Genomic DNA, 23,357 nt, shown 5'->3' with positions numbered 1-23,357 from the left:
ACCGGCGCAGTTCCGGCCGCGAAAAGGATGGCGCATCATGGCTGGATTCCTATCCAAGCTGCTAACGCTCGGTGAGGGCAAGCAGATGAAGAATTACGAGGCGACCGTAGCCAAGGTCAACGCCCTCGAGACCCAGATGCAGGCGAAGACCGACGAAGAGCTGCGCGCGCTTACCGCCGCTTTCCGCGAGCGCGCTCAAGGAGGAGAAGACCTCAAGAGCCTGCTGCCCGAGGCGTTCGCCACCGTGCGCGAAGCGTCCGTGCGCACGTTGGGCCTGCGGCATTTCGACGTGCAGTTGATCGGCGGCATGGCCTTGAATGACGGCCAGATCGCCGAGATGAAAACCGGCGAGGGCAAGACCCTCGTTTCCACGTTGGCCGGCTACTTGAACGCCCTTTCGGGCAACAACGTGCACGTGGTCACCGTGAACGACTACCTGGCCCGGCGCGACAGCGAGTGGATGGGGCAGGTGTACCGCTTCCTCGGCATGGAGGTGGGTCTCATCCAAAACGGCATGCGCCCGGACAAGAAGAAGCCCGCGTACTTGGCTGACGTCACGTACGGCACGAACAGCGAGTTCGGCTTCGACTACCTGCGCGACAACATGGTGACCCGTGCGGAGGCTCGCGTGCAGCGCGGGCATCATTTCGCCATCGTCGACGAGGTGGACTCCATTCTCATCGACGAGGCGCGAACCCCGCTCATCATCTCCGGCGCGGGCACGCAGGCGGCCGAAACGTACAACAAGTTCGCCCGCGTCATGGCCGGCCTTCGCCTTGACGAGGACTTCGAGATGGACGAGGCGAAGAAGACCATCAACGCCACGGAGAGCGGCCTTGAGAGAATCGAGGCCATGCTGGGGATCGACGACATCTACGCCGACCCGTCCGGGCAGCTTCCGAACCACCTCCAGCAAGCCTTGAAGGCCCAGTTCCTGTTCCATCGCGACGTGGATTACGTGGTGGTGAACGGGGAAGTGAAGATCGTCGACGAGTTCACGGGCCGCATCATGGAGGGACGGCGCTATTCCGAGGGCCTGCATCAGGCGCTCGAGGCGAAAGAGCGCGTCCTCGTGCGCGAGGAGAACCAGACGCTGGCCACCATCACGCTGCAGAACTACTTCCGCCTGTACGAGAAACTGTCCGGCATGACCGGTACGGCCATGACCGAGGACGCCGAGTTCCGCGAGATCTACAAGCTGCCCGTCGTGGCCATTCCGCCGAACCGCCCGGTTGCTCGAAAGGACGAGAACGACCTGATCTACCGCACGGTGGAGGCGAAGTTCAACGCCGTGGCCGACGACGTTGCCGAGCGCAACGCGAACGGTCAGCCCTGCCTTATCGGCACGGTGTCCATCGAAAGCTCCGAGAAGCTGTCGCGCCTGCTGGACAAGCGCGGCATCGCGCACGAGACCCTGAACGCGAAGAACCACGAGCGCGAAGCCCATATCATCGCGCAGGCGGGCCGCGTAGGCGCCGTGACCATTGCCACGAACATGGCGGGCCGCGGTACCGACATCCTTTTGGGCGGCAATCCCGACGTGATGGCCGACGACGTTCTGCGCGCGCGGGGCTTCGACCCCGAGCTGGACGCCGATGCCGAGGTGGAAGAGGGCAAGCCGCCCGCGCCTACCGCCGAGCAGCGAGCGGATGCGCTCGCCGAGGCCAAGCGGGTTTGCGCCGAAGAGCACGACGCCGTGATCGCTGCGGGCGGCCTGACCGTCATCGGCACCGAGCGCCACGAGTCCCGGCGTATCGACAACCAGCTGCGCGGCCGCGCCGGCCGTCAGGGCGATCCGGGCGTGACGCAGTTCTACCTGTCGCTCGAAGACGACCTCATGCGCCTGTTCGGCGGCAACCGCATGGACTCCATCGGGCGCATGATGGAGAAGACCGACATGCCCGACGACATGCCCATTCAAGCCGGCATGGTGTCGAAGGCCATCGAGGGCGCGCAGCGCCAGGTGGAGAGCATGCACTTCGCCGCTCGTAAGAACGTGCTTGAGTACGATGACGTCATGAACCTGCAGCGCGCGGCCATTTACGGAGAGCGCAACGCCATCTTGGACGGCAAGGACATGGACGAGCGCATTCCCCAGATCGTGAGCGACGCGGCGGAGGCCGCGGTGCAGGAGAACTGCCCCGCCAAGGCTCCCAGCGACGACTGGGACAGCAAGGCCGTGGAGGCGTGGGCCGCCAACATGACGGGCCGCGACGACTTCCGCGTAAGCGAAGTCGACCACGACGACGATCCGGCGGTTCTGGCCGAAGGCTTGACGGACTACCTCGAGCGCGTGTACGACGAGAAGTCCGAGCAGTTGGGCGAGTCGGTCATGAAGATGCTCGAGAGCCAGGTCATGCTGCGTATCATCGATACGCGCTGGATGGCCCATCTGCAGGAGATGGATTACCTGAAGGCCGGTATCGGCTTGCGCGCGTTCGGTCAGCGCGACCCCCTGGTCGAGTACAAGAACGAAGCGTACAACGCCTTCCAAAGCCTGACGGCGGGCATGTACGAAGACTACCTGCGCACGCTCTTGCGTCTTCAGGTGGCCGTGAAGCAAGACCAGCCCGAACTGGCCGAGGAAAAAAGCCCGCTTGACGGCAAGGTGAGCTATTCGTCGCCCGAGCAGGTGCTCGAGGAAACGGGCGTCGCAGCGGCGCGCAGGCAGGCTGCGGCTTCTGGAGCTCCGGCTGCCGACGGCCAGCCGGCAAGGCCTCCCAAGCCTGCGGCGGCCAAGCCGCAAACCTACGTCAAGGACAAGGACGATCCCTTCGCCGACGTAGGACGCAACGACCCGTGCCCGTGCGGCTCGGGCCTTAAGTACAAGAAGTGCCACGGTAAGAATCTGTAGGAACATGGCTGATAGAGACTTGAAAGACTTAGAGCAGGTGGCCCGTCGCGTGGAAGACGCGCGCGGGTACCTGCACATCGAAGACAAAACGGCGGAGCTCGAAAAGCTCGATGCCGAGATCGCGTCGCCGGGCTTTTGGGACGACGCGTCCCATGCCCAAAGCGTGTCGAAGCAGGCCAGCGTGCTGCGCGACACGATCGGCGAGTACGACGAAGCGGCGGCCCTTCTAGAGGACGCGCGCGCCGCGTTCGAGCTGGCCGCGGAAGACGAGCTGTTCGCCGACGAGGCCCAATCCGCGCTCGACGCGCTCGACGGCATGCTGGACAAGCTGGAGATCAGCTCGTGGTTCTCCGAGCGCTTCGACGGGGGAGACGCCATTTTGACGGTGAACCCCGGGTCGGGCGGCTTGGAAGCCCAGGACTGGACCGAGATGCTGTATCGCATGTACGCCCGCTACGCCGAGGGCAAAGGGTGGAAGGTCACCGTGCTCGACGTGGTTCCGGGCGAGGGCATCGGACTGGACAAGGCCACCATCCAGGTGGAGGGCCGCAACGCTTTCGGCATGCTGAAAAGCGAAAACGGCGTGCATCGTCTGGTGCGCATCAGCCCAACCGATGACAAGAAGCGCCGACACACCACGTTTGCCGGCGTGGAGGTGCTTCCGGTGCTTCCCGACGACATCGAGGTGGATCTCAATCCTTCCGACGTGCGCGTGGACGTGTACCGATCGAGCGGCCCGGGCGGTCAGTGCGTCAACACCACCGACTCGGCCGTGCGCCTCACGCACGTGCCCACCGGCATCGTGGTCACGTGCCAGAACGAGAAATCCCAGCTGCAGAACAAGGAAGCCGCGTTTCGCGTGCTGAAGGCGAAGCTTTACGAGCGCGAAGAGCAGAAGCGGGCTCAGGAGCTGGCCGAACTGCGCGGCGAGCGCATGGACTCCACGTTCGGCAGCCAGATTCGCAATTACGTGCTGTATCCCTATCAAATGGTTAAAGACGTCCGCAGCGGCATCGAGACCGGCAACGTGGACGCGGTCCTCGACGGCGATCTGGACGAGTTCGTGGTGGGCTATCACCGTTGGAGAGTGTCCCAATAATGAAAGGAACAGGAATGACCGAGCTTGAACGGCGGGCGAACGAGATGCGCAAGGACATCGTGCGCATGATCGCGGAAGCGGGCAGTGGGCACCCGGGCGGGTCGCTCTCGTGCGCCGACATCCTATGCGCGCTGTACTTTGGAGGCGTCCTCGAGCACGACTCCCAGAATCCCGACGACGAAGCGCGCGATCGCTTCATCCTGGCGAAAGGCCATGCTGCGCCGGCGCTCTACGCCGTGCTCGCGCATGCGGGCTACTTCCCGCGCGAGGAGCTGCTGACGCTGCGCAAGCTGGGGGGCCGTTTGCAGGGCCATCCCGATTCCAGCTTGGTTCCCGGCGTTGAGGTGTCCACCGGCTCGCTCGGCCAGGGGCTGTCCGTTGCGGCGGGCGCTGCCGCCGGCTTGAAGCTTGACGGGAAGGACCAGACGGTGTTCGCGCTTCTCGGCGACGGCGAGTGCCAGGAGGGCCAGGTATGGGAAGCCGCCATGTTCGCGGCTCACCGCAATCTGGACAACCTGGTGGCCATCGTGGACCGCAACTGCCTGCAGATTGACGGCGACACGGCCGACGTGTGCGATCCGGGCGATCTGGTGGCGAAGTTCCAGGCGTTCGGTTGGGACGCGCGCGAGGTCGACGGACACGACATCGACGCCCTCGTCGAAGCGCTTTCGGCTGCGAAGGCAGATCGTCAGGGCAAGCCCCATGCGTTCATCGCTCGCACGGTGAAGGGCAAGGGCGTGTCGTTCATGGAGCATCAAGCGGGTTGGCACGGCAAGGCGCCGTCGCCCGAGCAGACCGAGGCCGCGCTGGCCGACTTGGCGGCGCTGGAGGAGAAGGAGGCCTGCCGTGGTTAAGCTGGCAGACGAAACGCAGTCCCAGGTCAAGCGCGCAACGCGCGCAGCGTACGGAGCGACGCTTGAAGAGCTTGCCGGCGAGGGCTTGCCGGTTGTTGCCGTGGACGCCGACCTGACGGGTTCGACCACCACCAAGAAGCTGGCCGACGCTGGCTTTGAGGATCGCCTGTTCAACTGCGGCATCGCCGAGCAGAACATGGTCGACGTGGCGGCGGGCCTGGCCATCACGGGGCACGTGGCCTACACGGGCTCGTTCGCCGTGTTCGGCACGGGCCGCGCTTACGACCAGATCCGCAACACCGTGTGCTACAGCAAGCTGGACGTGAAGATCGCCCCCACGCATGCGGGCATTTCCGTCGGACCCGACGGCGGCAGCCACCAGATGCTCGAGGACGTCTCGCTCATGCGCGGGCTTCCCAACATGCGCGTGCTGGTGCCGGCCGACTATGCGGCGGCGCGCGCCGCGATCCGCCTGGCCGCGACCACGCCCGGCCCGGTCTACGTGCGCATGGGCCGCGCGTCCGTCCCCGCCGTCTACGCCGACGGCGTAGAGCTTGAGCTGGGTCGCGCCTACGTGCTGCGCGAAGGATCCGACGCCACCATCGTGGCGTGCGGCGTCGAGGTCGAGCAGACGCTCAAGGCGGCGGACATACTCGCTGAAGAGGGCGTTCAGGTCGAGGTCATCGATGCGTTCAGCGTCAAGCCCCTCGACGAGGAGACCGTCGTGGCGTCCGCGGCGAAGACGGGCCGCGTGGTGGTGGCCGAGGAGCACAGCGTCTACGGTGGCTTGGGATCGGCTGTCGCGGAGGTGCTTGCGCGCACGAATCCGACGCCGGTCGAGTTCGTGGGCATGCGCGATCAGTTCGGCAAATCGGGCGAGTTCGAGGAGCTTCTTGACTACTTCAACCTGGGTTCGCGGGCGATTGTCGAAGCTGTGAAGAAGGTTATGGCCCGATAGCGGTTCTGCTAGAATCAGGCCGTCTCAGTACATCACTATTTGAACGGAGCATTCTGTGACGAACGACATCAGCCAAGGGGTTCCGCCGCGCCCGCAGCGGCGCGGCGGTGCCCATGCGGCGCCGGTGCGGCAAACTGCGTCGCAGCTGTCCGCGTCGCTGCCGGTGCTGGAAGTCGATGACATTCCCCAGCAAACGGGCACCCCGGTCATCACGTTCGACCATGTGACGAAGGTGTACCCCGCGCAGCCGAACAAGCCGGCTCTCAACGATATCTCCCTGCAGATCTACGCGGGCGAGTTCATCTTCTTGGTAGGCCATTCCGGTTCGGGCAAGTCGACCTTCATCCGCATGCTCATTCGCGAGGTGAAGCCCACGCAGGGTCATATCTACGTGGCTGACGAGGACCTGTCCACCATGCGCAACTGGCGTGTGCCGTACTTGCGCCGCAACATCGGATGCGTGTTCCAGGACTTCAAGCTCCTGCCGAACAAGACCGTGTTCGAGAACGTTGCGTTCGCCCTTGAGGTAATCGGCAAGAGCCGTCACGTCATCAAAACGCAGGTCCCCGAGGTTTTGCGCCTGGTGGGCCTGCAGGACAAGCTCAACAAGCGCCCCGATCAGCTTTCCGGCGGCGAGCAGCAGCGCGTGTCCATCGCGCGCGCCATCGTGAACCGCCCGCCGCTGCTCATCTGCGACGAGCCCACGGGAAACCTGGACCCGCAGACCTCGCGCGGCATCATGGACCTGCTTGAGCGCATCAACCGTACGGGCACCACGGTGCTCGTTGCCACGCACGACCGCGAAATGGTCGACAACATGCGTCGTCGCGTTATCGCGCTCGACCGCGGCAACCTGACCCGCGACCAGGATAGGGGGGTGTACGGTTTCGATGTCTAGTTTCTTCTACTTCTTGCGCGAGTCGCTCACCGGCTTCACGCGTAACCTTTCAACGGCACTGGGCTCCATCGTCACCATCTTCCTGTCGCTTCTGATCATCGGCATTTTCTTCGTTGCCGGCCTTGTGGTCGAAAACGTGGTTTCGTCGGTCGAGAACGAGGTGTCCATCACGGCGTATGTGGCCGACGACGCTCCCGAAGCCGACATCCAGAGCGTTTCGAGCTACGTCAAGGGTCTTGAGGGCGTGGCCTCGGTTGGGTTCACGACGAAAGACCAGGCGCTCGAGAAATTCCGCTCTACGTCGAGCTCCGACATCATCGACACGCTCGACGGGCAGAACCCCTTGCCGGCTTCGATCGACATCGAGCTGTCCGACCCGCAGTTGGTCGAGCAGGTTGCCTCGTCGCTGCTGGGCAATACGACGTACCAGAAGATCAGCGAGGATCCCAGCGATCCTGCCGATTCCGTCAAGTACGGCGAGAAGACGGTCGAGCGGCTGTTCGCTCTGACCAACTACGTGCGCTACGTGGGCATAGCCCTGGTTGGCTTGCTCGTGTTCATCGCGCTCGTGTTCATCAACAACACCATTCGCCTTGCCATTCTTGCCCGTCGCAAGGAGATTGCCATCATGCGCTTGGTGGGTGCGTCGAACGGCTTCATCCGCGGGCCCTTCCTCATGGAAGGCGCGCTGCACGCTATCATCGGCTCGCTTTTGGCGGTCGGGTGCTTGGAGCTGCTTCGCAACTTCGCGTTGCCGCGCCTGCAAAGCGCGCTCATGTTCTTGAACTTCGACATCTCCTTGAACATGTTCCTGCTCATCTATGCGGTGCTGATCGTTTCCGGCCTGTTCATCGGCTTGGTCGGCTCTGCATTGGCTATGCGTCGCTACCTCAAGGTGTAGCGTTTCGCGTGGAAGGTCATGGCGAAGCATACTGACAGTTCGAAGATTGCCGCGTCCGCGCGTAAAGCGCGGGCGCGCAACGTGCGCCTTATCAAGGCGTTCTCTTTCTTTGCCGTAGTGTGCCTGGCGTTTGTCGGCGGCTTTTTCGTGCGCGGCGAAATTCCCTTGCTGGAGTCCTTGGGGATGGGCGGGCTTCCCGGAGATTCCCAAACCTCGTTGAGAAGCGACTCGTCGCGCGACGCGTACGGATCGTTGGGCGCGCGCGTCGGCGAAGTGGAGGACATCCTCAAAAACGACAGCTTGGACTCCTACGATCTTGATACGGCAACCTCGAACGTGCTCGAGGCGTTCGCCAAGACCACGCAGGATCCGTACCTGCGCTACTACGATGCGAACCGCTATGCCGCGCTTATGAAGGACAGCGCGGGAAGCTATGCGGGCATCGGTGTGCTGTTCTCGGAATACAACGGGCGCGCGTACGCCGTGGACGTGTTCGAGGGTTCCGCTGCTCAGGCCGCCGACGTGCGCCAAGGCGATTTCGTCGTGGCCATCGACGGCGATCGCGATCACGACTGGACCACCACGGAGGTGGCTGCGGCTCTGCGCCGAGACGAAGGGGAGGACGCCGTCATAACCTGGCGGCGGGCTGCGTCCCTTGAAGACGAAGGCGGCGAGGAATTCACCACCACGCTTTCGTGCTCGAGCTACACCGTGAAAAACGTCGTCACCGAGCTTTCGGGTTCCGTGGGCTACATCCAGCTCAAGCAGGTTACCCAGAACGCGTCCAGCTTGGTGAGCAGCGCGATTTCCGATCTGGAATCGCAAGGGGCGCTTTCGTTCGTCCTGGACATCCGTGACAATCCCGGCGGCTTCTTGACTCAGTCGGTGGACGTGGCCAGCTTGTTCGTGAAGAGCGGCACCGTGGTCAAGATCCAGACGAAGGAAGCCGAGGAAACCACGAAGAACGCGAACGGCACCATTGCGACCGACAAGCCCCTTGTGGTGCTGGTCAATGGGAACACGGCGGCTTCCGCCGAGGTGCTGGCCGCCGCGCTCAAAGACAACCAGCGTGCTACGCTCGTGGGATCGACCACCCTCGGGAAGGGTTCGGTCCAGGTCACGCGCGACCTCAGCTTCGGCGGAGCGCTTCGCTACACCGCCGCGTACTACAAGAGCCCGCTCGGCCACAACATCGACCAGGTGGGCGTGGTGCCCGACATCGCGGTGGGCCTGTCCGAAGGGGTCGACAATCAAAAGGCGCTTGCCATCGAAACCGCTCAGTCGCTTGTGAGGGAGTAGAGCCGTGGCTCGTTCCCGTTCGCATACGCGGCGCGCACCCCGCGCTCATCCTCGAGGCGTCCTGATGGTTCGCGCGGGCGGCTTCGGCTTCGTGCAGACCGCCGAGGGCGAGTTCTTCGTGCCGGAGTCGAAGATGGCGGGCGCGTTCGACGGCGATCTGGTGGAGCTGGCCCCTCTCCCCGCGCCGAAGGGCGGTGGAAAGCAGCCGCACGAGCGGCACGGATCCCCTGCGGCGGAGAAGCCGGCTGCGCGCGTGCTGCGCGTGATCGACCGCGCGCACGATACGTTGGTGGGCCGCTACGAAGTGGCCGAACCTTTCGGCGTCGTGGTTCCGGAGGATACGCGCATCCCCTACGACATTTTCACGATGCGCTCAGAATACCCTGATATCGAGGACGGCTCGCTTGTCCGCGTGCGCATCTCCACGTTTCCCTCCCGTAACACGGCGGCGACGGGGGTTATCGAAGAAGTGCTCGGCAAGGCCGACGAGGAGGCCGCGGCGATAGATTTGGTGATCGCGCGGCACAAGCTCGAGACGACGTTTTCCGAAGGCGCGCTTTCGGAGGCGCGCGCTGCGACGGTCGACGAGGATGCCGCGCTGGCCGAAGGGTATCGCGATCTGCGCGAGCGCTTCACGTTCACCATTGACCCTGCGGACGCGCGCGACTTCGATGATGCGATCTCCTTGGATCCTGTCGTTTTGACGAACGGCGAAATCGTGCTGAGCCAGCCGGCGCGCCGGGAGGAAGCTCCTCGCGGCATGCGGTTCGTGGACGGGCGCGGGGCGGAGGCCGTACGCTGGCGGCTGGGCGTGCATATTGCGGACGTTTCACATTACGTGCCGTGGAACTCGTCGCTTGACCTGGATGCGCGGCGCCGCGCAACAAGCGTGTACCTGGTCGATCGGGTGATCCCGATGCTGCCGGAGGAGCTGTCGGGCGACCTGTGCTCGCTGCGCCCGAACGAAGTGCGGCGCTCGATGACGGTCGATCTGTACCTCGACGACGATGCACGGTTGGTTTCGTACGATCTGTACCCCGCCCTTATTCGCTCGAACGCGCGCTTGTCGTACGACGAGGCGCAGGACATGCTCGACGCCCAGACCGAAGCCGATGACCAGCTTGCCTGGCGCCTTGCCCGTCTTTCGCTCATTGCGCGCAGGCGCTCGGCGGCGCGCGAAGCGGCGGGAGGGCTGGACTTCGACACGGTGGAAGCGCGCGTGCGCCTCGATCGGGAGGGGCATCCCGTTGCCATAGACCTCAGGCGCAAGACCGACGCGACCTCGCTGATCGAAGAGGCGATGATCTTCGCGAACGAAACGGTGGCTCGCCACTTGGACGACGCTCGGTTCCCGAGCTTGTTTCGCGTGCACGAGCAGCCGTCGGCGGACAGCCTGGCGGCTCTGATCCCGGTGTTTCAGGAGTTCTCGTGGTTCGACCTGGTCGATCAGGACAAGCTGGTGGCGGGCGATCCCCGGGTGCTGCAGCAGGTTCTTCAGGCCAGTGCTTCCCGCGCGGAAGGGGAGCTGGTCTCGTCGCTGCTGCTTCGTTCCATGAAGCGGGCGGTTTACCGGCCCGCGTGCGAGCCCCACTACGGGCTTGCCAGCAGCGCGTACGCGCATTTCACGTCCCCTATCAGGCGCTATCCTGATCTGGTGGTGCATCGCATGCTGAAGGCGCAGCTGACGAAGCGGTCGGAGCGATTCGATCAGGAGGTTGCGGCGCTTCCCTGGATAGCCGAGCATTCCTCGGATATGGAGCGTGTGGCCGAGAAGGCGGCGCGCGAATCCCAGGAAATCAAAATCATCGAGTACTTGCAGGCGTTCGTGGGCCAGTCGTTTTCCGCCGTGGTGTCGGGCGTGGCCACGTACGGGCTGTACGTGCGGTTGGACAACACCGCCGAAGGTTTGGTGCCCGTGAGGAACCTGGGGCCTGAGTACTTCGCGTTCGATCCGGTTCAGCATCGCCTGACCGGCCAGGATACGGGCGCAACCTATCGCTTGGGGCAGCGCCTTGCCGTGGTTTTGACGTCCGCCGACCCGCGCGCCAGGCGGTTGGATTTCCGCCCCGTTCAACAGGGGCGGTAGCCGGGGCTATGGGGCGCATGAGGGAGACGGCGCAAGCTATGGCGCGCCAGATGCACAGCAACAAGAGAACGTTCGCCGTGTACGTGGTGCTGCGCTTGATCGTGGTCGCGTGCGCGGCCTCTGCGCTCGTTTTCGGCAATTACGAGGCGTTCTTCCTCTGTCTTCTCACGCTGGTGCTGTTCTTGGTGCCCGCGTTCGTTGAAGTGAACTTCAGCATCACCATCCCCGAAACGCTCGAAGTGATCATCGTGCTGTTCATTTTCGCTGCCGAGATCTTGGGCGAGCTTCTGCATTTCTATACCATCTTCCCATTTTGGGATACGCTTCTGCATACGTTCAACGGGTTTCTAGCTGCTGCGATCGGGCTTGCCCTCGTGTCCATCCTCAATCGATCGGACCGCATCGCCTTCTCGCTCTCGCCATTTTTCTGCGTGGTGGTGGCGTTTTGCTTCTCGATGACCATCGGCGTGCTTTGGGAGTTCTTCGAATTCGGCATGGATCGGGTGTTCGGCCTGGACATGCAAAAGGATGCGGTGGTCACCAGCATCGCGAGCGCGCTCTTGGATTCCACGGGATCGCAGCACCCTGTGCGCATAGACGGGATAGAAGAGGTTGTCGTGAACGGTCAGGAGCTTGGGGTAGGGGGCTACCTTGATATCGGGCTTATGGACACGATGGAGGATCTGTTCGTGAACCTGATCGGCGCGATCGTGTTCTCGGTTATCGGGTACCGCTACCTCAAAAGCAAGGGTTCGGGATCCATCGTCAAAAGGCTTGTTCCGTGGCCGAGTTCGTCCGGCGGTCGCCGAGGCTCCGATTGCTGATCGAGTATTCGCTTTGATGATCAAAGCGAATACGGTATGATGCGGGCATCGACGGCGCGGGAAGGGGACGGCTATGGAAACGGCACATGGATCGAGCGACCTTGATCGATCTTTTTCGAGCAGGCCTCGGGCAGGGGCCGACGATGCCGTGCGCGCACGTCGGCAAGAGATCGACGACCTGCTGTCGGGCACGTTCAACTCCATCCTGCGCATCGAAGAGCGATCTTTGGACAACCGTCTGACGCAGGGGCTCACCATTACCGAAGTGCACACCATCGTGGCCGTGGGCCTTCACGAGCGTAGCCCGATGAACGTGGTTGCCGCGCGCCTGGGCGTGACGCTGGCAACGCTGACCACGGCCGTTAACAAGCTGGTCAAGAAGGGTTTCGTCGAGCGCGAGCGCGCGGAGGACGACCGGCGCAAAGTGCTGGTCTCGCTTACGAAAAAGGGCCGTCAGGTGCTGCGCGCCCACAACCTGTTCCATCATCAGATGATCGACGAGGCGCTAGCCGATCTGAGCGAGGAAGAAGAGCGCGTGTTCGCCGTTGCCCTCGCGAAAGTCAAGGCATTCTTCGACGCGCAGGAGTAGCGCGCAGAAATCGTGGAGGGGCCGACAAGGCACTTGCAATCGAGGCGAAGTCTCCCTATCATCGTCTATGCCTAAATACTTTGATTATCAAACTAATTTGGAAGCGGAAGGATCAACATGGCTACGATCGACATCGTGAAAGACGTACTTGTGGAAAACCTCGACCTGGATGCCAACGGCATCGTCGAAGACGCCACGCTCGATTCGCTGGGCATCGATTCGCTTGACATGGTCGAGCTTATTTGCGATCTCGAGGAGAAGTGCGACGTCGAGTTCGGCGAGCCGGAGGGCATCGAAACGGTGGGCCAGCTGGTCGCTCATATCGATTCCTTGAAGTAGAGGGGCTGAAGACGCGGGCCTTCGGGGCCCGCTTTTGGCATGACGAGCTAGTTCGAGAAAGAGGATCGGAGCATGAGAACGCGGGTAGCGGACACGTTGGGCATCGAGGTGCCCATCATCCAAGGAGCGATGGCTCGCATCGCCGACGCGAATCTGGCCGCAGCGGTCAGCGAAGCGGGGGGCTTGGGCATCATCGCATGCGGCGGCGCGCCGCTGTCGTGGATCGAGGAGCAGGTGGGCATCGCCCGCTCGAAAACCAACAAGCCTATCGGCGCGAACGTCATGCTCATGGATCCGAACGCTGCAAAGGTCGCCAAGCTTTTGACGGAGCTTGAAGTGGACGTTATCACCACAGGCGCGGGCAGCCCGGCGAACTACATGGATCTGTGGAAGGGCGCCGGCATCAAGGTGGTTCCCGTGATCGCCTCGAGCGCGCTCGCCGTGCGCATGGAGCGCCTGGGAGCCGACGCCGTGGTGGCCGAGGGCACGGAAGCGGGCGGCCATATCGGCGAGCTTGCCACGATGGCTCTCGTCCCGGCGGTATGCGATGCCGTTTCGATCCCCGTGATCGCGGCGGGAGGCATAGCCGACGGACGCGGGCTTGTTGCCGCGTTCGCCCTTGGGGCCGAAGGGGTGCAGGTGGGCACGCGCTTCTTGACCGTGGACGAGTGCTGCATCGCCGATGCCTACAAGGACAAGGTCATCGCCGCGAAAGATTCCGACACCATAGTCACGGGCCGCGGCAGCGGGCATCCCGTTCGCTGCTTGAAGAACAAGTTCGCGCGCACCGTGCGCAAGTTGGAAGGCGACGCTGCTGCGCACGGCGACGAGCTGGAGGCGATGTACGTGGGTTCGCTCAGGCGCGCCGTCGAGGGCGACGTGGACAACGGGACCATGATGGCGGGGCAGTCGGCTGCGCTCGTGAGCGAGCGCAGGACGGCAGCGGACGTGGTTGCTTCGATGATCGCCGAGGCGCAGGCTCTCGGTGGACTCGATCTTGAGGCGCTGGCGCAGTTGAACGCTCGGCGCGCACGCGTTCGGTAAGGGGTGCGCTGTGGCTGACACGCAATTCGCGGAAGGACCGCGTACCGGCGCGCCTTCGGTTCCGTGCATGCTTCCCGGGCGTCCCGTGTTCATGCTCTCGGGCCAGGGTTCGCAAAAGCCCGGCATGGGGGAGAGCCTGCTCGATCTTCCCGAAGTGGCCGAGGTGTTCTCCTGCGCGTCCGACGTGCTGGGCTACAACGTAGCCGATCTGGTTTCGAATGCAAGCGCCGATCAGCTCAACGACACGCGCTACGCCCAGCCGGCGCTGTGCGCGCTGTCGATCGGCGCGGCGCGTGCGCTCGAAGCCCGCGGCGCGGAGCCGATCGCCGTGCTGGGCTTCTCGCTGGGCCAGGTGAGCGCGCTCGCCGTGTCAGGCATGCTGTCGGACGAGGCAACCTTCGCGTTCGTGCGCGAGCGGTCCCGCCTCATGGCTGAGGCGGCTGCCGCGCAACCGGGCGCCATGAGCGCTTTGCTCAAGGCCGACGAGGAGAGTGTGCGCGCGCTGTGCGCGGAATGCGCGCAGGGCGGCGTTCTGGTTCCGGCAAACTACAACTGCCCTGGCCAGATCGTTGTTTCCGGAACGCCGGAGGCGATCGAGCGCATCGAGGCCGCCTGGGCCGACCAAGGGGGGCGCTTCTCGCGGTTGGCTACGTCCGGGGGGTTCCACAGCCCTTTGATGGCCGAAGCCGCAGTCGAGCTCGCGCGGTACCTGGACGGCGTGGAGTTTGCCGAGCCTCGCGTGCCGCTCATCTGCAACCTGTCCGCCGCACCCCTGGACGCGGCGCGTGCGCGGACGCGCCTGGTCGAGCACTTGACCGGTCCCGTTCGCTTCCAGCAAAGCATCGAGGCGCTTGCAGCCGCCGGTGCGGACACGTTCGTCGAGGCGGGTTACGGCGGCGTGCTGGCGAACCTGGTGAAGCGCATCGATCGGAGCTTCACGCGTTGCTGCGTACAGGATCGAACGAGCCTTGAAGCGTGCGCGGCAACGTGCTGCGCCTCCGATTCCGAAGAGGAGACACTGTGACCAACCAACCCGAAACCCTGCGCCGAAGCGCGGTCGTTACCGGATCGAGCCGCGGAATCGGCCGTGCGGTGGCCGAAGAACTGGCGTGCGCCGGCTTCGACGTATGCGTGAACTGCTCGAGCGAACGCGGGCTTGCCGCAGCTCAGGGGCTGGCCGATGGTTTGGCCGACGAGTACGGCGTGCGCGCCGTTGCGGTGGCGGCGAACGTTGCCGATGCCGATCAGGCGCAGGGATTGATCGAGGCCGCCTATGAAGCGTTCGGGCGCGTGGACGTGCTGGTGAACAATGCGGGCATCACGCGCGACGGATTGCTGGTGCGCATGAAGGAGGAGGACTTCGATGCGGTTATCGATGTGAACCTCAAGGGTACGTTCAACTGTTGCAAAGCGGCGGCCCAGCGCATGATGAAACAGCGCTACGGTCGCATCGTGAACCTGTCGAGCGTGGTGGGCGTGGCCGGAAACGCGGGTCAGGCGAACTATGCGGCTTCCAAGGCGGGGGTTATCGGCCTGACGAAATCGCTCGCGCGCGAGCTGGCCGCCCGCAACGTCACGGCGAACGCGGTCGCTCCGGGCTTCATATCCACGGACATGACCGACGAGCTGTCGGACAAGCAGCGCGACGCGGTTTTGGGACGCATCGCATCGGGACGCTTCGGCGAGCCGAAGGACGTTGCCGCGCTCGTTCGATTTTTGGCGAGCGAGGAGGCCGGTTACGTGACCGGGCAAGTTATCTGCATCGATGGAGGTATGTCGCTATGAGCAAGAACGCGAATTCGGGTGCCCAGGATATCGCCACGCGCCGTCCCGACGGCACGCATCGCGTGGTCATCACCGGCATGGGCGCGGTGTCTCCTGCCGGTGTCGGCGTAGAGGCGCTTTGGAACGCGGTCATGGGCCGCACTTGCTGCATAGGTCCGATCGCGCGTTTCGACGCGACCGACCATGACGTGAGCATCGCTGCCGAGGTGCGCGATTTCGACGCGACCGAGCACGGCCTTTCCAAGAAGGAGGCGCGCCGTTTCGAGCGGTTCGTGCAGTACGCCATCGTCGCATCCGACGAGGCCATGGCTCAGGCGGGGCTCGATATGGAAGCGGAGGACGCCACGCGCATCGCATGCGTGTTCGGAACGGGCATCGGCGGCATCGACGAGCTGCAAAGCGGGTTCTCCACGTTGGCCGAGAAGGGCCCCAAGCGCGTGAGCCCGCTGTTCATCCCCACGATGATCGGCAACATCGCCGCTGGCAACCTGTCCATTCGCTACGGTTTGCAGGGCGAGTGCCTGAACGTGGTGACCGCTTGCGCAACGGGGGCCCATTGCATCGGCACGGCCGTGCGCGACATCAGGCACGGCTACATCGACGCGGCGCTTGCCGGAGGCTCGGAAGAGTCCGTGTCTCCCATCTGCTTGGCTGGGTTCGCGAACCTGGGCGCGCTTTCGAAGTCGTCCGATCCTTGCGAGGCGTCGCTGCCCTTCGACGCGCGCCGAGCAGGCTTCGTGGCGGGCGAGGGTGCGGGCGCGGTGGTTCTGGAGTCGCTCGAGCATGCGCTCGGGCGCGGGGCAACCGTGCTGGCCGAGGTCGTCGGCTTCGGCTCGACGGGCGATGCCTACCACATGACCGCTCCCGAGCCGAGCGGCGACGGCGTGGCGCGCGCGATGCTGCAGGCGCTTTCGGAAGGGGGCTTCACGCCTGCCGACCTGGGGCATTTGAATGCGCACGGGACGGGTACGCCCGCAAACGACGCGACCGAGTCCAAGGCGCTTGCCGCCGTGTGCGGCGAAGAGCTCGCTCGTACGGTGCCGGTCACTTCCGTGAAGGGCACGACGGGCCATACGCTGGGGGCCGCGGGTGCGATCGAGGCTATCGTGTGCGCCCTGTCCGTGGCTAACGACTGCGTTCCCCCCACGGCCGGGTTCGCTGAAGCCGATCCTGCGTGTCCGGTGAACGTGGTGGTGGAGGCGAAGACGAACTACCCTCAGAAGGTGGCGCTTTCGAACTCGCTGGGCTTCGGCGGCCACAACGCCTCGCTGGCCATTTCGCCGTACCGGACCTCGCTGGCCTGACGGCCGTCGGAGCGCGAGACGCCTTGGCGTCCCGCGCGGGCGCATGGCGCGCAAAGCGCGCGCCGTTGAAAGGAGAACCTATGGATATCGAGTATCCCTGCGGCAAGGACGTCGTCGAGGCGGTGCTGCCGCACCGCGACCCGTTTTGCTGGGTAAGCCGAGTGACCTCCTGCAAGCCGGGCGTCGAAGTGACGGCCGAGCTTGACGTCGATCCCGGATTGGCGCTGTTCGCGGGCCATTTCCCGGGGCACCCGGTGCTGCCGGGCGTCATCATCATGGAGGCGCTTGCCCAGGCCGCCTCGTTCTGCGTGCTCGTAGAGCGCGGGGCCGAGGGGTCGATCGGGTTTTTGACGGGCATCGACAACGCGAAGTTTCGCCGTCAGGTGGAGCCGGGCGACACGCTCGTCTTGAAGGGCCGCATCGTGAAATCCTCGTCTCGCTTGTGCGTGGCGGAGGTCGAGGCGAGCGTCGACGGCCAGGTGTGCGCGACGGCGACGCAGAAGTATGTGCTGGCAAAGGCCGAGGCGTAGCGTGCGACAGCGTCGCGTGTCCGGCAAGCGGAAGGTCGTTCGATGAAACAGCGTAAGCAGAACTACATCACCATCGCAACCGACGGGGCGATGCTGTCGCAGAGCGGTGCTATGCCGGCGGTCCGAGCGGCGGAGGGTTCCGCCGACGTCGTGTATCGCCTGACGCGCATGGCGGCCGAGGCGGCGGGAGCTTTCCCGGATGCTCCGAACGCGCTCGACGCGGTGGACGCGTCCGTTTTCTCCGAGGCCGTCGGCGCGGGCCGATGCGCTTCGGGGGTTGACGTCGCAGCTGATCGACCTGCTCCCGTGGCTCTTGTCATGGCCCGCGCGAAGACGGCGCGCCGCTTGTTTCCCGCGGTGGTCGAGGCCGGGTTCGCGGCGTGCGCGGCGTATACGCAGGATCGTCGCTACGACCCGCACGTGAAGGCGGCTGCGCTGAGCGTTTGCCTGGGCGAAAAGTATACGGACGCCCTGTTCAGCAACGCCCACGCCGTGCTGCAGGCCGCTTCGGAGTGCCAGGCGTCCTGCATCTTGCTCTGCGACGAAGCCGTTGCGCTTTCGGAAGTCGACAGCTTCCTGGCGCGCGCTGCAGCGCGCGGCGTGCGCGTGTTCAAGCCGCTCAGCGTCGAGTCCCCTCTGCTCGGCTGGGTGCTCTGCTCCACGGAAAAGACGGCAAACGGCACGGAAGCCTGGCGGGCCTGCCATGCGTGCGGCCTCAAGTTCGATGCAGCCAGCGTGGCCGCAGGGCATTACGTCTGCCCGTCGTGCGGCACGTACCTGCGCATGTCGTCGGCCGAGCGCATCGACGACCTGCTCGACGCGGGCAGCTTCGTCGAATGGAGCCGATCGGTGCCTGAAACCGATCCGCTGGGATTTCCCGGCTACGAGGAGAAGCTGGCCGCGCAGCGCGATAAAACCGGCTTGGACGAGGCCGTGCGCACGGGCGAGGGCCGCATCGCCGGCTTGCGCGTTGCCATCGGCATCATGGAGTCGCAGTTCTTCATGGGGTCCATGGGTTCGGTCGTGGGCGAGAAGGTGGCGCGGCTCGTGGAGCGCGCAACCGACGAGCGCCTGCCCGTGGTGGTGTTCACCGCGTCGGGCGGCGCGCGCATGCAGGAGGGCCTGGTGTCGCTCATGCAGATGGCGAAGGTCTCGTTCGCGCTCGACCGTCATGCCGAGGCCAAGCTTCCGTACATCTCGGTGCTCGCCGATCCCACGACGGGCGGCGTGACCGCGTCGTTCGCCATGCAGGGCGACGTCATCTTGGCGGAGCCGCGGGCGCTCATCGGGTTCGCCGGCCAACGCGTGATCAAGGACACCATCAAGCAGGAGCTTCCCGAAGGCTTCCAGACCGCCGAGTTCGCGCTCGAGCACGGGCTGATCGACGCGATCGTCGAGCGCGAGAACCTGCGTAGCGCGCTCGCGCACGTGCTGGCCATTCATCTGGCAACCTCTCCTGCGGGCGCGGGGAAGAGCGGGCACGAACCGGGGGACCGGGAGATATTCGTCAGCTACGAAGCCGTGCGCGACAACCTGGCGAACGGCACGCATACGTACAATACCGTGACGTACGGGAACCTCACTCCGGAGGGCGCGTCGTTGACCGAGGCGACTTGGGCGCCGGCACGGTTGAGGGATCGCGTCGCGGGCCTGATGGGCGGTTTCGCGCGCAGCGATGCGGCATCGCGCAGACGTCTGGAGCGTGCGCTCAAGCGAGGCGGGTTCGACGCGGACGGTCGGCTGCCCCTCGAAGACGGCGCGCCGTCGTCGTCGGCTCGGGGCGAGGTTGCGCTCTCGACGCGCTCGAACCGCGCATGGGAAAGCGTGCAGCTGGCGCGTAACGTGCATCGTCCCACGGCGCTGTCGTACATCGAGTCGTTTGTCGACGGCTTCATCGAGCTGCACGGAGATCGCGCGTTCGGCGACGATGCCGCCATCGTGTGCGGGCTGGGCTGGATCGACGGGCACGCCGTCACCGTGGTCGCGCAGGAAAAGGGCCGCGACCTGAAGGAGCGCATCAAGCGCAATTTCGGCTGCCCGCAGCCGGAAGGCTATCGAAAGTCGCTGCGCATCATGCGCCAGGCCGAGAAGTTCGGGCGTCCGATCGTGTGCCTGGTGGACACGCAGGGCGCGTTCTGCGGCACCGAGGCGGAGGAGCGCGGGCAGGGCAACGCGATTGCGGACAACCTCATAGCGCTGGCGGGCATGCGCGTGCCCGTGGTGAGCGTGCTTCTGGGCGAAGGCGGTTCGGGCGGCGCTCTGGCCCTGGCCGTTGCGGATCGCGTGGCCATGCAGGAGCACGCCGTGTACTCGGTTCTCTCGCCGGAAGGGTTCGCTTCCATCCTTTGGAAGGACCGCACGCGCGCCCCCGAAGCGGCGGCCGTCATGAAGATGAGCGCGCACGAGGCCTGCCAGATGGGCATCGTCGACGCCGTTCTTCCCGAAGGCGCCGGCCCCGCCCATGAAAACCCCGAAGCGGCCGCTCAAGGCGTTCGGGCCTACGTGGTCAAAACGCTCGAGGAGCTTGGCGAGCGCCCTCTGGACGATCTGCTGAAGCAGCGCTACGAACGCTTCATGAAGTTCTAGGGCGAGCAAGACGGCCGGCGGGGCCGGTGGGGTGGCGATCGCTGTCCTACCGGCCCCGCCTTCGTTTTATCCTTGCAGCAGGTCGATAAGGTCGTCGCGGGTCAGGTTCGCAAGCGAAACGCCGCTCGCTCCAACGACTTGGCTTGCCAGCTCGCTTTTCGCTTGCTGCAAACGCACGATGCGCTCTTCGATGGTGTCTTTGGCGATCACGCGCTGCACGCTCACCACGCGCGTTTGGCCGATGCGATGGGCGCGGTCGGTGGCCTGGTCTTGCGCGGCTGCGTTCCACCAGGGATCCGCATGCACCACGACCGATGCGCCGGTCAGGTTAAGACCCGTCCCTCCGGCCTTGAGCGACACCAAGAACACCGGCGTCTCGTCCTCGTTGAACGAATTGACCAGGGCCAGGCGCTTCTGCTTGGGCGTGGCTCCCGTGATGGTGTAGTAGGCAACGCCCGCTGCGCTCAGGCGCCGTGCAATGCGCTCCAAAAAGCTGGTGAACTGCGAGAACACGAGCGTCTTCTCGCCGGCGTCCATAGCGGAGTCGACCAGTTCCATGATGGCGTCGAGCTTCGCCGCCTGGCCGCCGTAGTTCTCGTAGAGCAGGTGCGGATCGCAGCAGAGCTGCCTCAGCTTCGTAAGCTCGGCAAGTACCTCCACCTTCCGCTTCCCGAAATCGTTGTTCTTCCTGTTGTTGCGCTGCTCGGTCAAATCTTCGCGCAGGCGCTGCTCGTGCGCGGCGTACAGGCGCTGCTGCTCGCCTTCCAGGTGCGCGTAGACGATGGACTCGAGCTTGTCGGGCAAATCGGCAAGGACGTCGGTCTTCAAACGGCGCAGCATGAAGGGTCCCACCACGGCTTGCAGTCGTCGGGCCACGGCTTCGTCTCCGCCTACGACGGGCGCTTCGAACCGCTCGCGGAAGCGAGCGTACGGGCCGAGCAAGCCGGGCATCAGGAAGTCGAAGATGCTCCAAAGCTCGCTCAGGCGATTCTCCATGGGAGTGCCGGTCAGGGCGAAGCGGTGCGCGGCGTCGATGCGCTTGACGGCGCGCGTCGTGAGGGTGGCAGGGTTCTTGATGTACTGCGCCTCGTCGAGCGCGCAGCAGAAAAACGAACGCCCCACGTAATCCGCCACGTCGATGCGCAGCAGATCGTACGAGGTGACCAGAACGTCGATCGGCTGATCGACGGGCGCGTGCCCATCGCTTCGCGCGCCCTGCCCGTCGAGCGCGGCATTGCGGATGCGCGCTCGTTCGCGCTTCGATCCCGTCACGGCCTGCGCGCGAAGCTCGGGCGCGAAGCGCTCGATTTCGGCAAGCCAGTTGTACACGAGCGAGGCGGGGCAGACGATCAGGCTCGGACCGGTTTCGCAGGCCTGGTCGCGTCGGGCCAGCAGAAGCGAGATCAGCTGAACGGATTTGCCCAAGCCCATCTCGTCGGCCAAGATGCCTCCGAACCCGGCGTCGCAGCGCGCCGAAAGCCAGCGAAAGCCCTCCGCTTGGTAGGGCCTGAGCGTGTCGGCAAGGCTGTCCGGCACATGGTACGACCGCTCGTCCACGTGGCGAAAACTCTCCACGTAGCGGGTGAACGACCGATCCCGCTCGAGGTTGTCCTCTTCGTCCAGGTAGAACGCGCGGTAGGCGGGCAGCTGGGCGTGGCCGGACGTCAGCTGCTTCGCGGTCAGGCCCAAGTCGGCCGCAAGCCGGTCAAGCTGGGACAGATCGAAGTCCCGCAGGTCCAGAAACGCGCCGCTGCGAAGGCGGTGGAAGCGCTTGCGCTTGCGGTAGCTTGCCAGCAGCGCGCTCAGCTCGCGCGCGGGCAGGTCCTCGGAGGACACGGTCAGGTCGATCAGGTTGCCCGTCAGCGACACGCCCAGCGTTACCTGCGGCTTGCCGTCGCGGGTGAGCCGGTCGAACGCGGGCGTGGTGAACACGGTGCCCAGCTCGCGGAACTCGGCAAGGCCGCCGAACACGAGGGCTGCCACGGCTTCGTCGTCATCGATGTCGATGGAGGCGTCGAACGGGTTGAAGTAGCGCTTGATCAGGTCGATCGCCTTCGCCTCCATGCGCTCGTTGCGCAGGGGCCCCGCTGTTTCCTCGACGGTTTCATCGTTGGTGAATCCGCAGATCAGGTAGCGCTTCTCGCCGTAGGCGGCCCAGGCGTCGCAGGTCACGCCCCGATCGTCTTTGTCGAAGAAGAACTCCAGCTGGCAGGGCACGGGCCGGTACGCCTCCACTTCGCGCGGCGCGCGCACGTGCAGATGCCGCTCGATGGCGGGCAGCGCGGCGGCGCAGAACAGCGGCATGTCCGCCTCGGCGATGAACAGCTTGCTCTCGTCGCTGTCGTAGACGTTGCGCAAGAAGTCGGCGCATTGCGCGAATTCGGGCGAGCAGCGGTAGAAGACGTCGTCTTGCCAAACGTACATGCGGCTTCCCTGCGCGGCAAGCACGATGTCGTCGCCGCGCAAGATGAGGTAGCCTCCCTGGTCGGCGGCGCGCAGGTTGATGTCTATGCTCGGATCGGCCTCGATGATGCGGGCATGGGTGATCGAGCGCGTTCCGTAGTCCGTTCCCTGTACGACGAACGGCCGGTCGTGCAGAAGGTCGAGCAGCTCGATCACCTCGATGTCCGAAAGCTGAAGGTCGCGTCCCACCTCGTCGCGCCCGCGGTAGCGCCAGAATGCCGCTCCGTTCGCGCGTTCTCGCAGCGAGACCGCGCGGTCCAGAAACTGCGCGATGTCGCGTGCGTGCTCGGTGAGCAGGGCAGGGGCGTGCGTGAAGGCGAGCTTCTTGCCGTACGAGAACCGCTCGCCTGTGCGCATGCGATCCACGAACTCCGAGATGCTCTTCATGACGTAGGATCCCTGCGGGCCCGCTATCTTGAAGTGAGCCGACCAGTCGCGGTAGCCGTAGGCCACGGTCGTTTCGATGTCGATGGTGCCTTGCAGGTCGTTGTCGCTGGTCAGCTGTTCGGTACGCTTCATGAACTCCGCGATGCAGTTCGACGTGGCCGCGGTTTTCTTGGCGTGGTACCCCATGAATTTCTGGGGCGCCTCGTTGTAGGCCAGCAGCAGCGCCGCGCAGTGCTTGCACATGCCGTCGTACTCGCGGTAGGCAGGGCAGGTGCAAGCGTAGTCAAGGATGGCGTCGTCCTTTTCGTTGATCGCCACGGAGGTGCGGTAGCGGTCGTCCCATCCGCTGCTGCTTGCCACGAACGCGCTCAAGGTGGTCTCGTTGCCGTCGTAGCGCACCTGCTTCGTCAGGATGTTGCGATCCGATTCCGCAATCGAGCGCGCCCGCGCAAGCGTGCGGGATGCGCATTGGCTGCCGAGTTCGTGCTCTGAGATCATGGACGCGCTCCTTTCGCGATCAAACGTCCATTGTATATCGCAGGAACGTTTGTTTGCTC

At 64.7% G+C, this 23,357-nt stretch carries 18 protein-coding genes; 17 read left to right on the top strand and 1 reads right to left on the bottom strand.

Going from position 1 to position 23,357, the window contains the following annotated elements:
* The first annotated feature begins 37 nt into the window (after positions 1-37).
* From secA to ACTQZK_RS08410, 17 genes are all read left to right on the top strand, one after another.
* Positions 38-2,854 (top strand): preprotein translocase subunit SecA, encoded by a 2,817-nt coding sequence (secA, locus tag ACTQZK_RS08490; RefSeq protein WP_114567586.1) that lies wholly within the window; start codon positions 38-40, stop codon positions 2,852-2,854.
* A 4-nt stretch (positions 2,855-2,858) separates the two neighbouring features.
* On the top strand, positions 2,859-3,953 hold the full coding sequence (prfB, locus tag ACTQZK_RS08485; protein WP_114567585.1) for a peptide chain release factor 2: 1,095 nt from the start codon (positions 2,859-2,861) through the stop codon (positions 3,951-3,953).
* A gap of 14 nt (positions 3,954-3,967) precedes the next feature.
* Positions 3,968-4,807 (top strand): transketolase, encoded by an 840-nt coding sequence (locus ACTQZK_RS08480; RefSeq protein ID WP_114567584.1) that lies wholly within the window; start codon positions 3,968-3,970, stop codon positions 4,805-4,807.
* The gene (locus tag ACTQZK_RS08475; RefSeq protein WP_418830867.1) at positions 4,800-5,765 is read left to right on the top strand and encodes a transketolase family protein; all 966 of its coding nucleotides are present in this window, start codon (positions 4,800-4,802) and stop codon (positions 5,763-5,765) included. Before ACTQZK_RS08480 ends, ACTQZK_RS08475 begins: the two co-directional genes overlap by 8 nt.
* 55 nt (positions 5,766-5,820) lie before the next feature.
* Positions 5,821-6,663 carry a cell division ATP-binding protein FtsE gene (ftsE, locus tag ACTQZK_RS08470; RefSeq protein WP_255616271.1) on the top strand — a complete coding sequence of 281 codons (843 nt, stop codon included), beginning with the start codon at positions 5,821-5,823 and terminating at the stop codon, positions 6,661-6,663.
* On the top strand, positions 6,656-7,564 hold the full coding sequence (gene ftsX / locus ACTQZK_RS08465; RefSeq protein WP_216529667.1) for a permease-like cell division protein FtsX: 909 nt from the start codon (positions 6,656-6,658) through the stop codon (positions 7,562-7,564). The genes ftsE and ftsX overlap by 8 nt, the downstream gene beginning before the upstream one ends.
* Positions 7,565-7,582: 18 nt before the next feature.
* Entirely contained in the window at positions 7,583-8,863 is a 1,281-nt protein-coding gene (locus ACTQZK_RS08460; protein ID WP_216529666.1) for a S41 family peptidase, read from the top strand.
* A gap of 4 nt (positions 8,864-8,867) precedes the next feature.
* Positions 8,868-10,949 (top strand): ribonuclease R family protein, encoded by a 2,082-nt coding sequence (locus ACTQZK_RS08455; RefSeq protein WP_441899306.1) that lies wholly within the window; start codon positions 8,868-8,870, stop codon positions 10,947-10,949.
* Positions 10,950-10,987: 38 nt separating this feature from the next.
* Positions 10,988-11,773 carry a hypothetical protein gene (locus tag ACTQZK_RS08450; RefSeq protein WP_441899304.1) on the top strand — a complete coding sequence of 262 codons (786 nt, stop codon included), beginning with the start codon at positions 10,988-10,990 and terminating at the stop codon, positions 11,771-11,773.
* 73 nt (positions 11,774-11,846) lie between these two features.
* Positions 11,847-12,362 carry a MarR family winged helix-turn-helix transcriptional regulator gene (locus ACTQZK_RS08445; RefSeq protein WP_231088289.1) on the top strand — a complete coding sequence of 172 codons (516 nt, stop codon included), beginning with the start codon at positions 11,847-11,849 and terminating at the stop codon, positions 12,360-12,362.
* Between the two features lie 117 nt (positions 12,363-12,479).
* Positions 12,480-12,701 (top strand): acyl carrier protein, encoded by a 222-nt coding sequence (locus ACTQZK_RS08440; RefSeq protein ID WP_114567577.1) that lies wholly within the window; start codon positions 12,480-12,482, stop codon positions 12,699-12,701.
* Positions 12,702-12,773: 72 nt separating this feature from the next.
* Positions 12,774-13,745 (top strand): nitronate monooxygenase, encoded by a 972-nt coding sequence (locus tag ACTQZK_RS08435; RefSeq protein ID WP_441899301.1) that lies wholly within the window; start codon positions 12,774-12,776, stop codon positions 13,743-13,745.
* 10 nt (positions 13,746-13,755) lie between these two features.
* Positions 13,756-14,769, top strand: a complete 1,014-nt coding sequence (locus ACTQZK_RS08430) for an ACP S-malonyltransferase (protein WP_441899299.1) — start codon at positions 13,756-13,758, stop codon at positions 14,767-14,769.
* Positions 14,766-15,530: a 3-oxoacyl-[acyl-carrier-protein] reductase gene (gene fabG, locus ACTQZK_RS08425; RefSeq protein WP_441899297.1), complete on the top strand. Its 765-nt coding sequence runs from the start codon at positions 14,766-14,768 to the stop codon at positions 15,528-15,530. Before ACTQZK_RS08430 ends, fabG begins: the two co-directional genes overlap by 4 nt.
* On the top strand, positions 15,527-16,834 hold the full coding sequence (fabF, locus tag ACTQZK_RS08420; RefSeq protein WP_216529661.1) for a beta-ketoacyl-ACP synthase II: 1,308 nt from the start codon (positions 15,527-15,529) through the stop codon (positions 16,832-16,834). The genes fabG and fabF overlap by 4 nt, the downstream gene beginning before the upstream one ends.
* An 80-nt stretch (positions 16,835-16,914) precedes the next feature.
* Positions 16,915-17,364: a 3-hydroxyacyl-ACP dehydratase FabZ gene (gene fabZ, locus ACTQZK_RS08415; protein ID WP_225748929.1), complete on the top strand. Its 450-nt coding sequence runs from the start codon at positions 16,915-16,917 to the stop codon at positions 17,362-17,364.
* Positions 17,365-17,406: 42 nt separating this feature from the next.
* Positions 17,407-19,950: an acetyl-CoA carboxylase carboxyltransferase subunit alpha gene (locus ACTQZK_RS08410; protein ID WP_114567572.1), complete on the top strand. Its 2,544-nt coding sequence runs from the start codon at positions 17,407-17,409 to the stop codon at positions 19,948-19,950.
* A gap of 66 nt (positions 19,951-20,016) precedes the next feature.
* On the opposite strand, the gene ACTQZK_RS08405 is transcribed toward ACTQZK_RS08410, so the two are convergent.
* Positions 20,017-23,298 carry a DEAD/DEAH box helicase gene (locus ACTQZK_RS08405; protein ID WP_441899294.1) on the bottom strand — a complete coding sequence of 1,094 codons (3,282 nt, stop codon included), beginning with the start codon at positions 23,296-23,298 and terminating at the stop codon, positions 20,017-20,019.
* Positions 23,299-23,357: the final 59 nt, after the last annotated feature.

It is taken from the genome of Paraeggerthella sp. LCP19S3_G8, assembly GCF_052119225.1.
In the GTDB taxonomy this organism is placed as follows: domain Bacteria; phylum Actinomycetota; class Coriobacteriia; order Coriobacteriales; family Eggerthellaceae; genus Paraeggerthella; species Paraeggerthella hominis.
Note: the sequence above shows the minus strand (reverse complement) of the source record. Positions and strands in the feature narration are given on the sequence as shown.

What these genes read in the sequence shown, in the direction of transcription:
- secA (WP_114567586.1), top strand. Translation starts at nt 38, where the DNA reads ATGGCTGGATTCCTATCCAAGCTGCTAACGCTCGGTGAGGGCAAGCAG.
- prfB (WP_114567585.1), top strand. Translation starts at nt 2,859, where the DNA reads ATGGCTGATAGAGACTTGAAAGACTTAGAGCAGGTGGCCCGTCGCGTG.
- ACTQZK_RS08480 (WP_114567584.1), top strand. Translation starts at nt 3,968, where the DNA reads ATGACCGAGCTTGAACGGCGGGCGAACGAGATGCGCAAGGACATCGTG.
- ftsX (WP_216529667.1), top strand. Translation starts at nt 6,656, where the DNA reads ATGTCTAGTTTCTTCTACTTCTTGCGCGAGTCGCTCACCGGCTTCACG.
- ACTQZK_RS08460 (WP_216529666.1), top strand. Translation starts at nt 7,583, where the DNA reads ATGGCGAAGCATACTGACAGTTCGAAGATTGCCGCGTCCGCGCGTAAA.
- ACTQZK_RS08450 (WP_441899304.1), top strand. Translation starts at nt 10,988, where the DNA reads ATGGCGCGCCAGATGCACAGCAACAAGAGAACGTTCGCCGTGTACGTG.
- ACTQZK_RS08445 (WP_231088289.1), top strand. Translation starts at nt 11,847, where the DNA reads ATGGAAACGGCACATGGATCGAGCGACCTTGATCGATCTTTTTCGAGC.
- ACTQZK_RS08440 (WP_114567577.1), top strand. Translation starts at nt 12,480, where the DNA reads ATGGCTACGATCGACATCGTGAAAGACGTACTTGTGGAAAACCTCGAC.
- ACTQZK_RS08435 (WP_441899301.1), top strand. Translation starts at nt 12,774, where the DNA reads ATGAGAACGCGGGTAGCGGACACGTTGGGCATCGAGGTGCCCATCATC.
- fabF (WP_216529661.1), top strand. Translation starts at nt 15,527, where the DNA reads ATGAGCAAGAACGCGAATTCGGGTGCCCAGGATATCGCCACGCGCCGT.
- fabZ (WP_225748929.1), top strand. Translation starts at nt 16,915, where the DNA reads ATGGATATCGAGTATCCCTGCGGCAAGGACGTCGTCGAGGCGGTGCTG.
- ACTQZK_RS08410 (WP_114567572.1), top strand. Translation starts at nt 17,407, where the DNA reads ATGAAACAGCGTAAGCAGAACTACATCACCATCGCAACCGACGGGGCG.
- ACTQZK_RS08405 (WP_441899294.1), bottom strand. Translation starts at nt 23,298, where the DNA reads ATGATCTCAGAGCACGAACTCGGCAGCCAATGCGCATCCCGCACGCTT.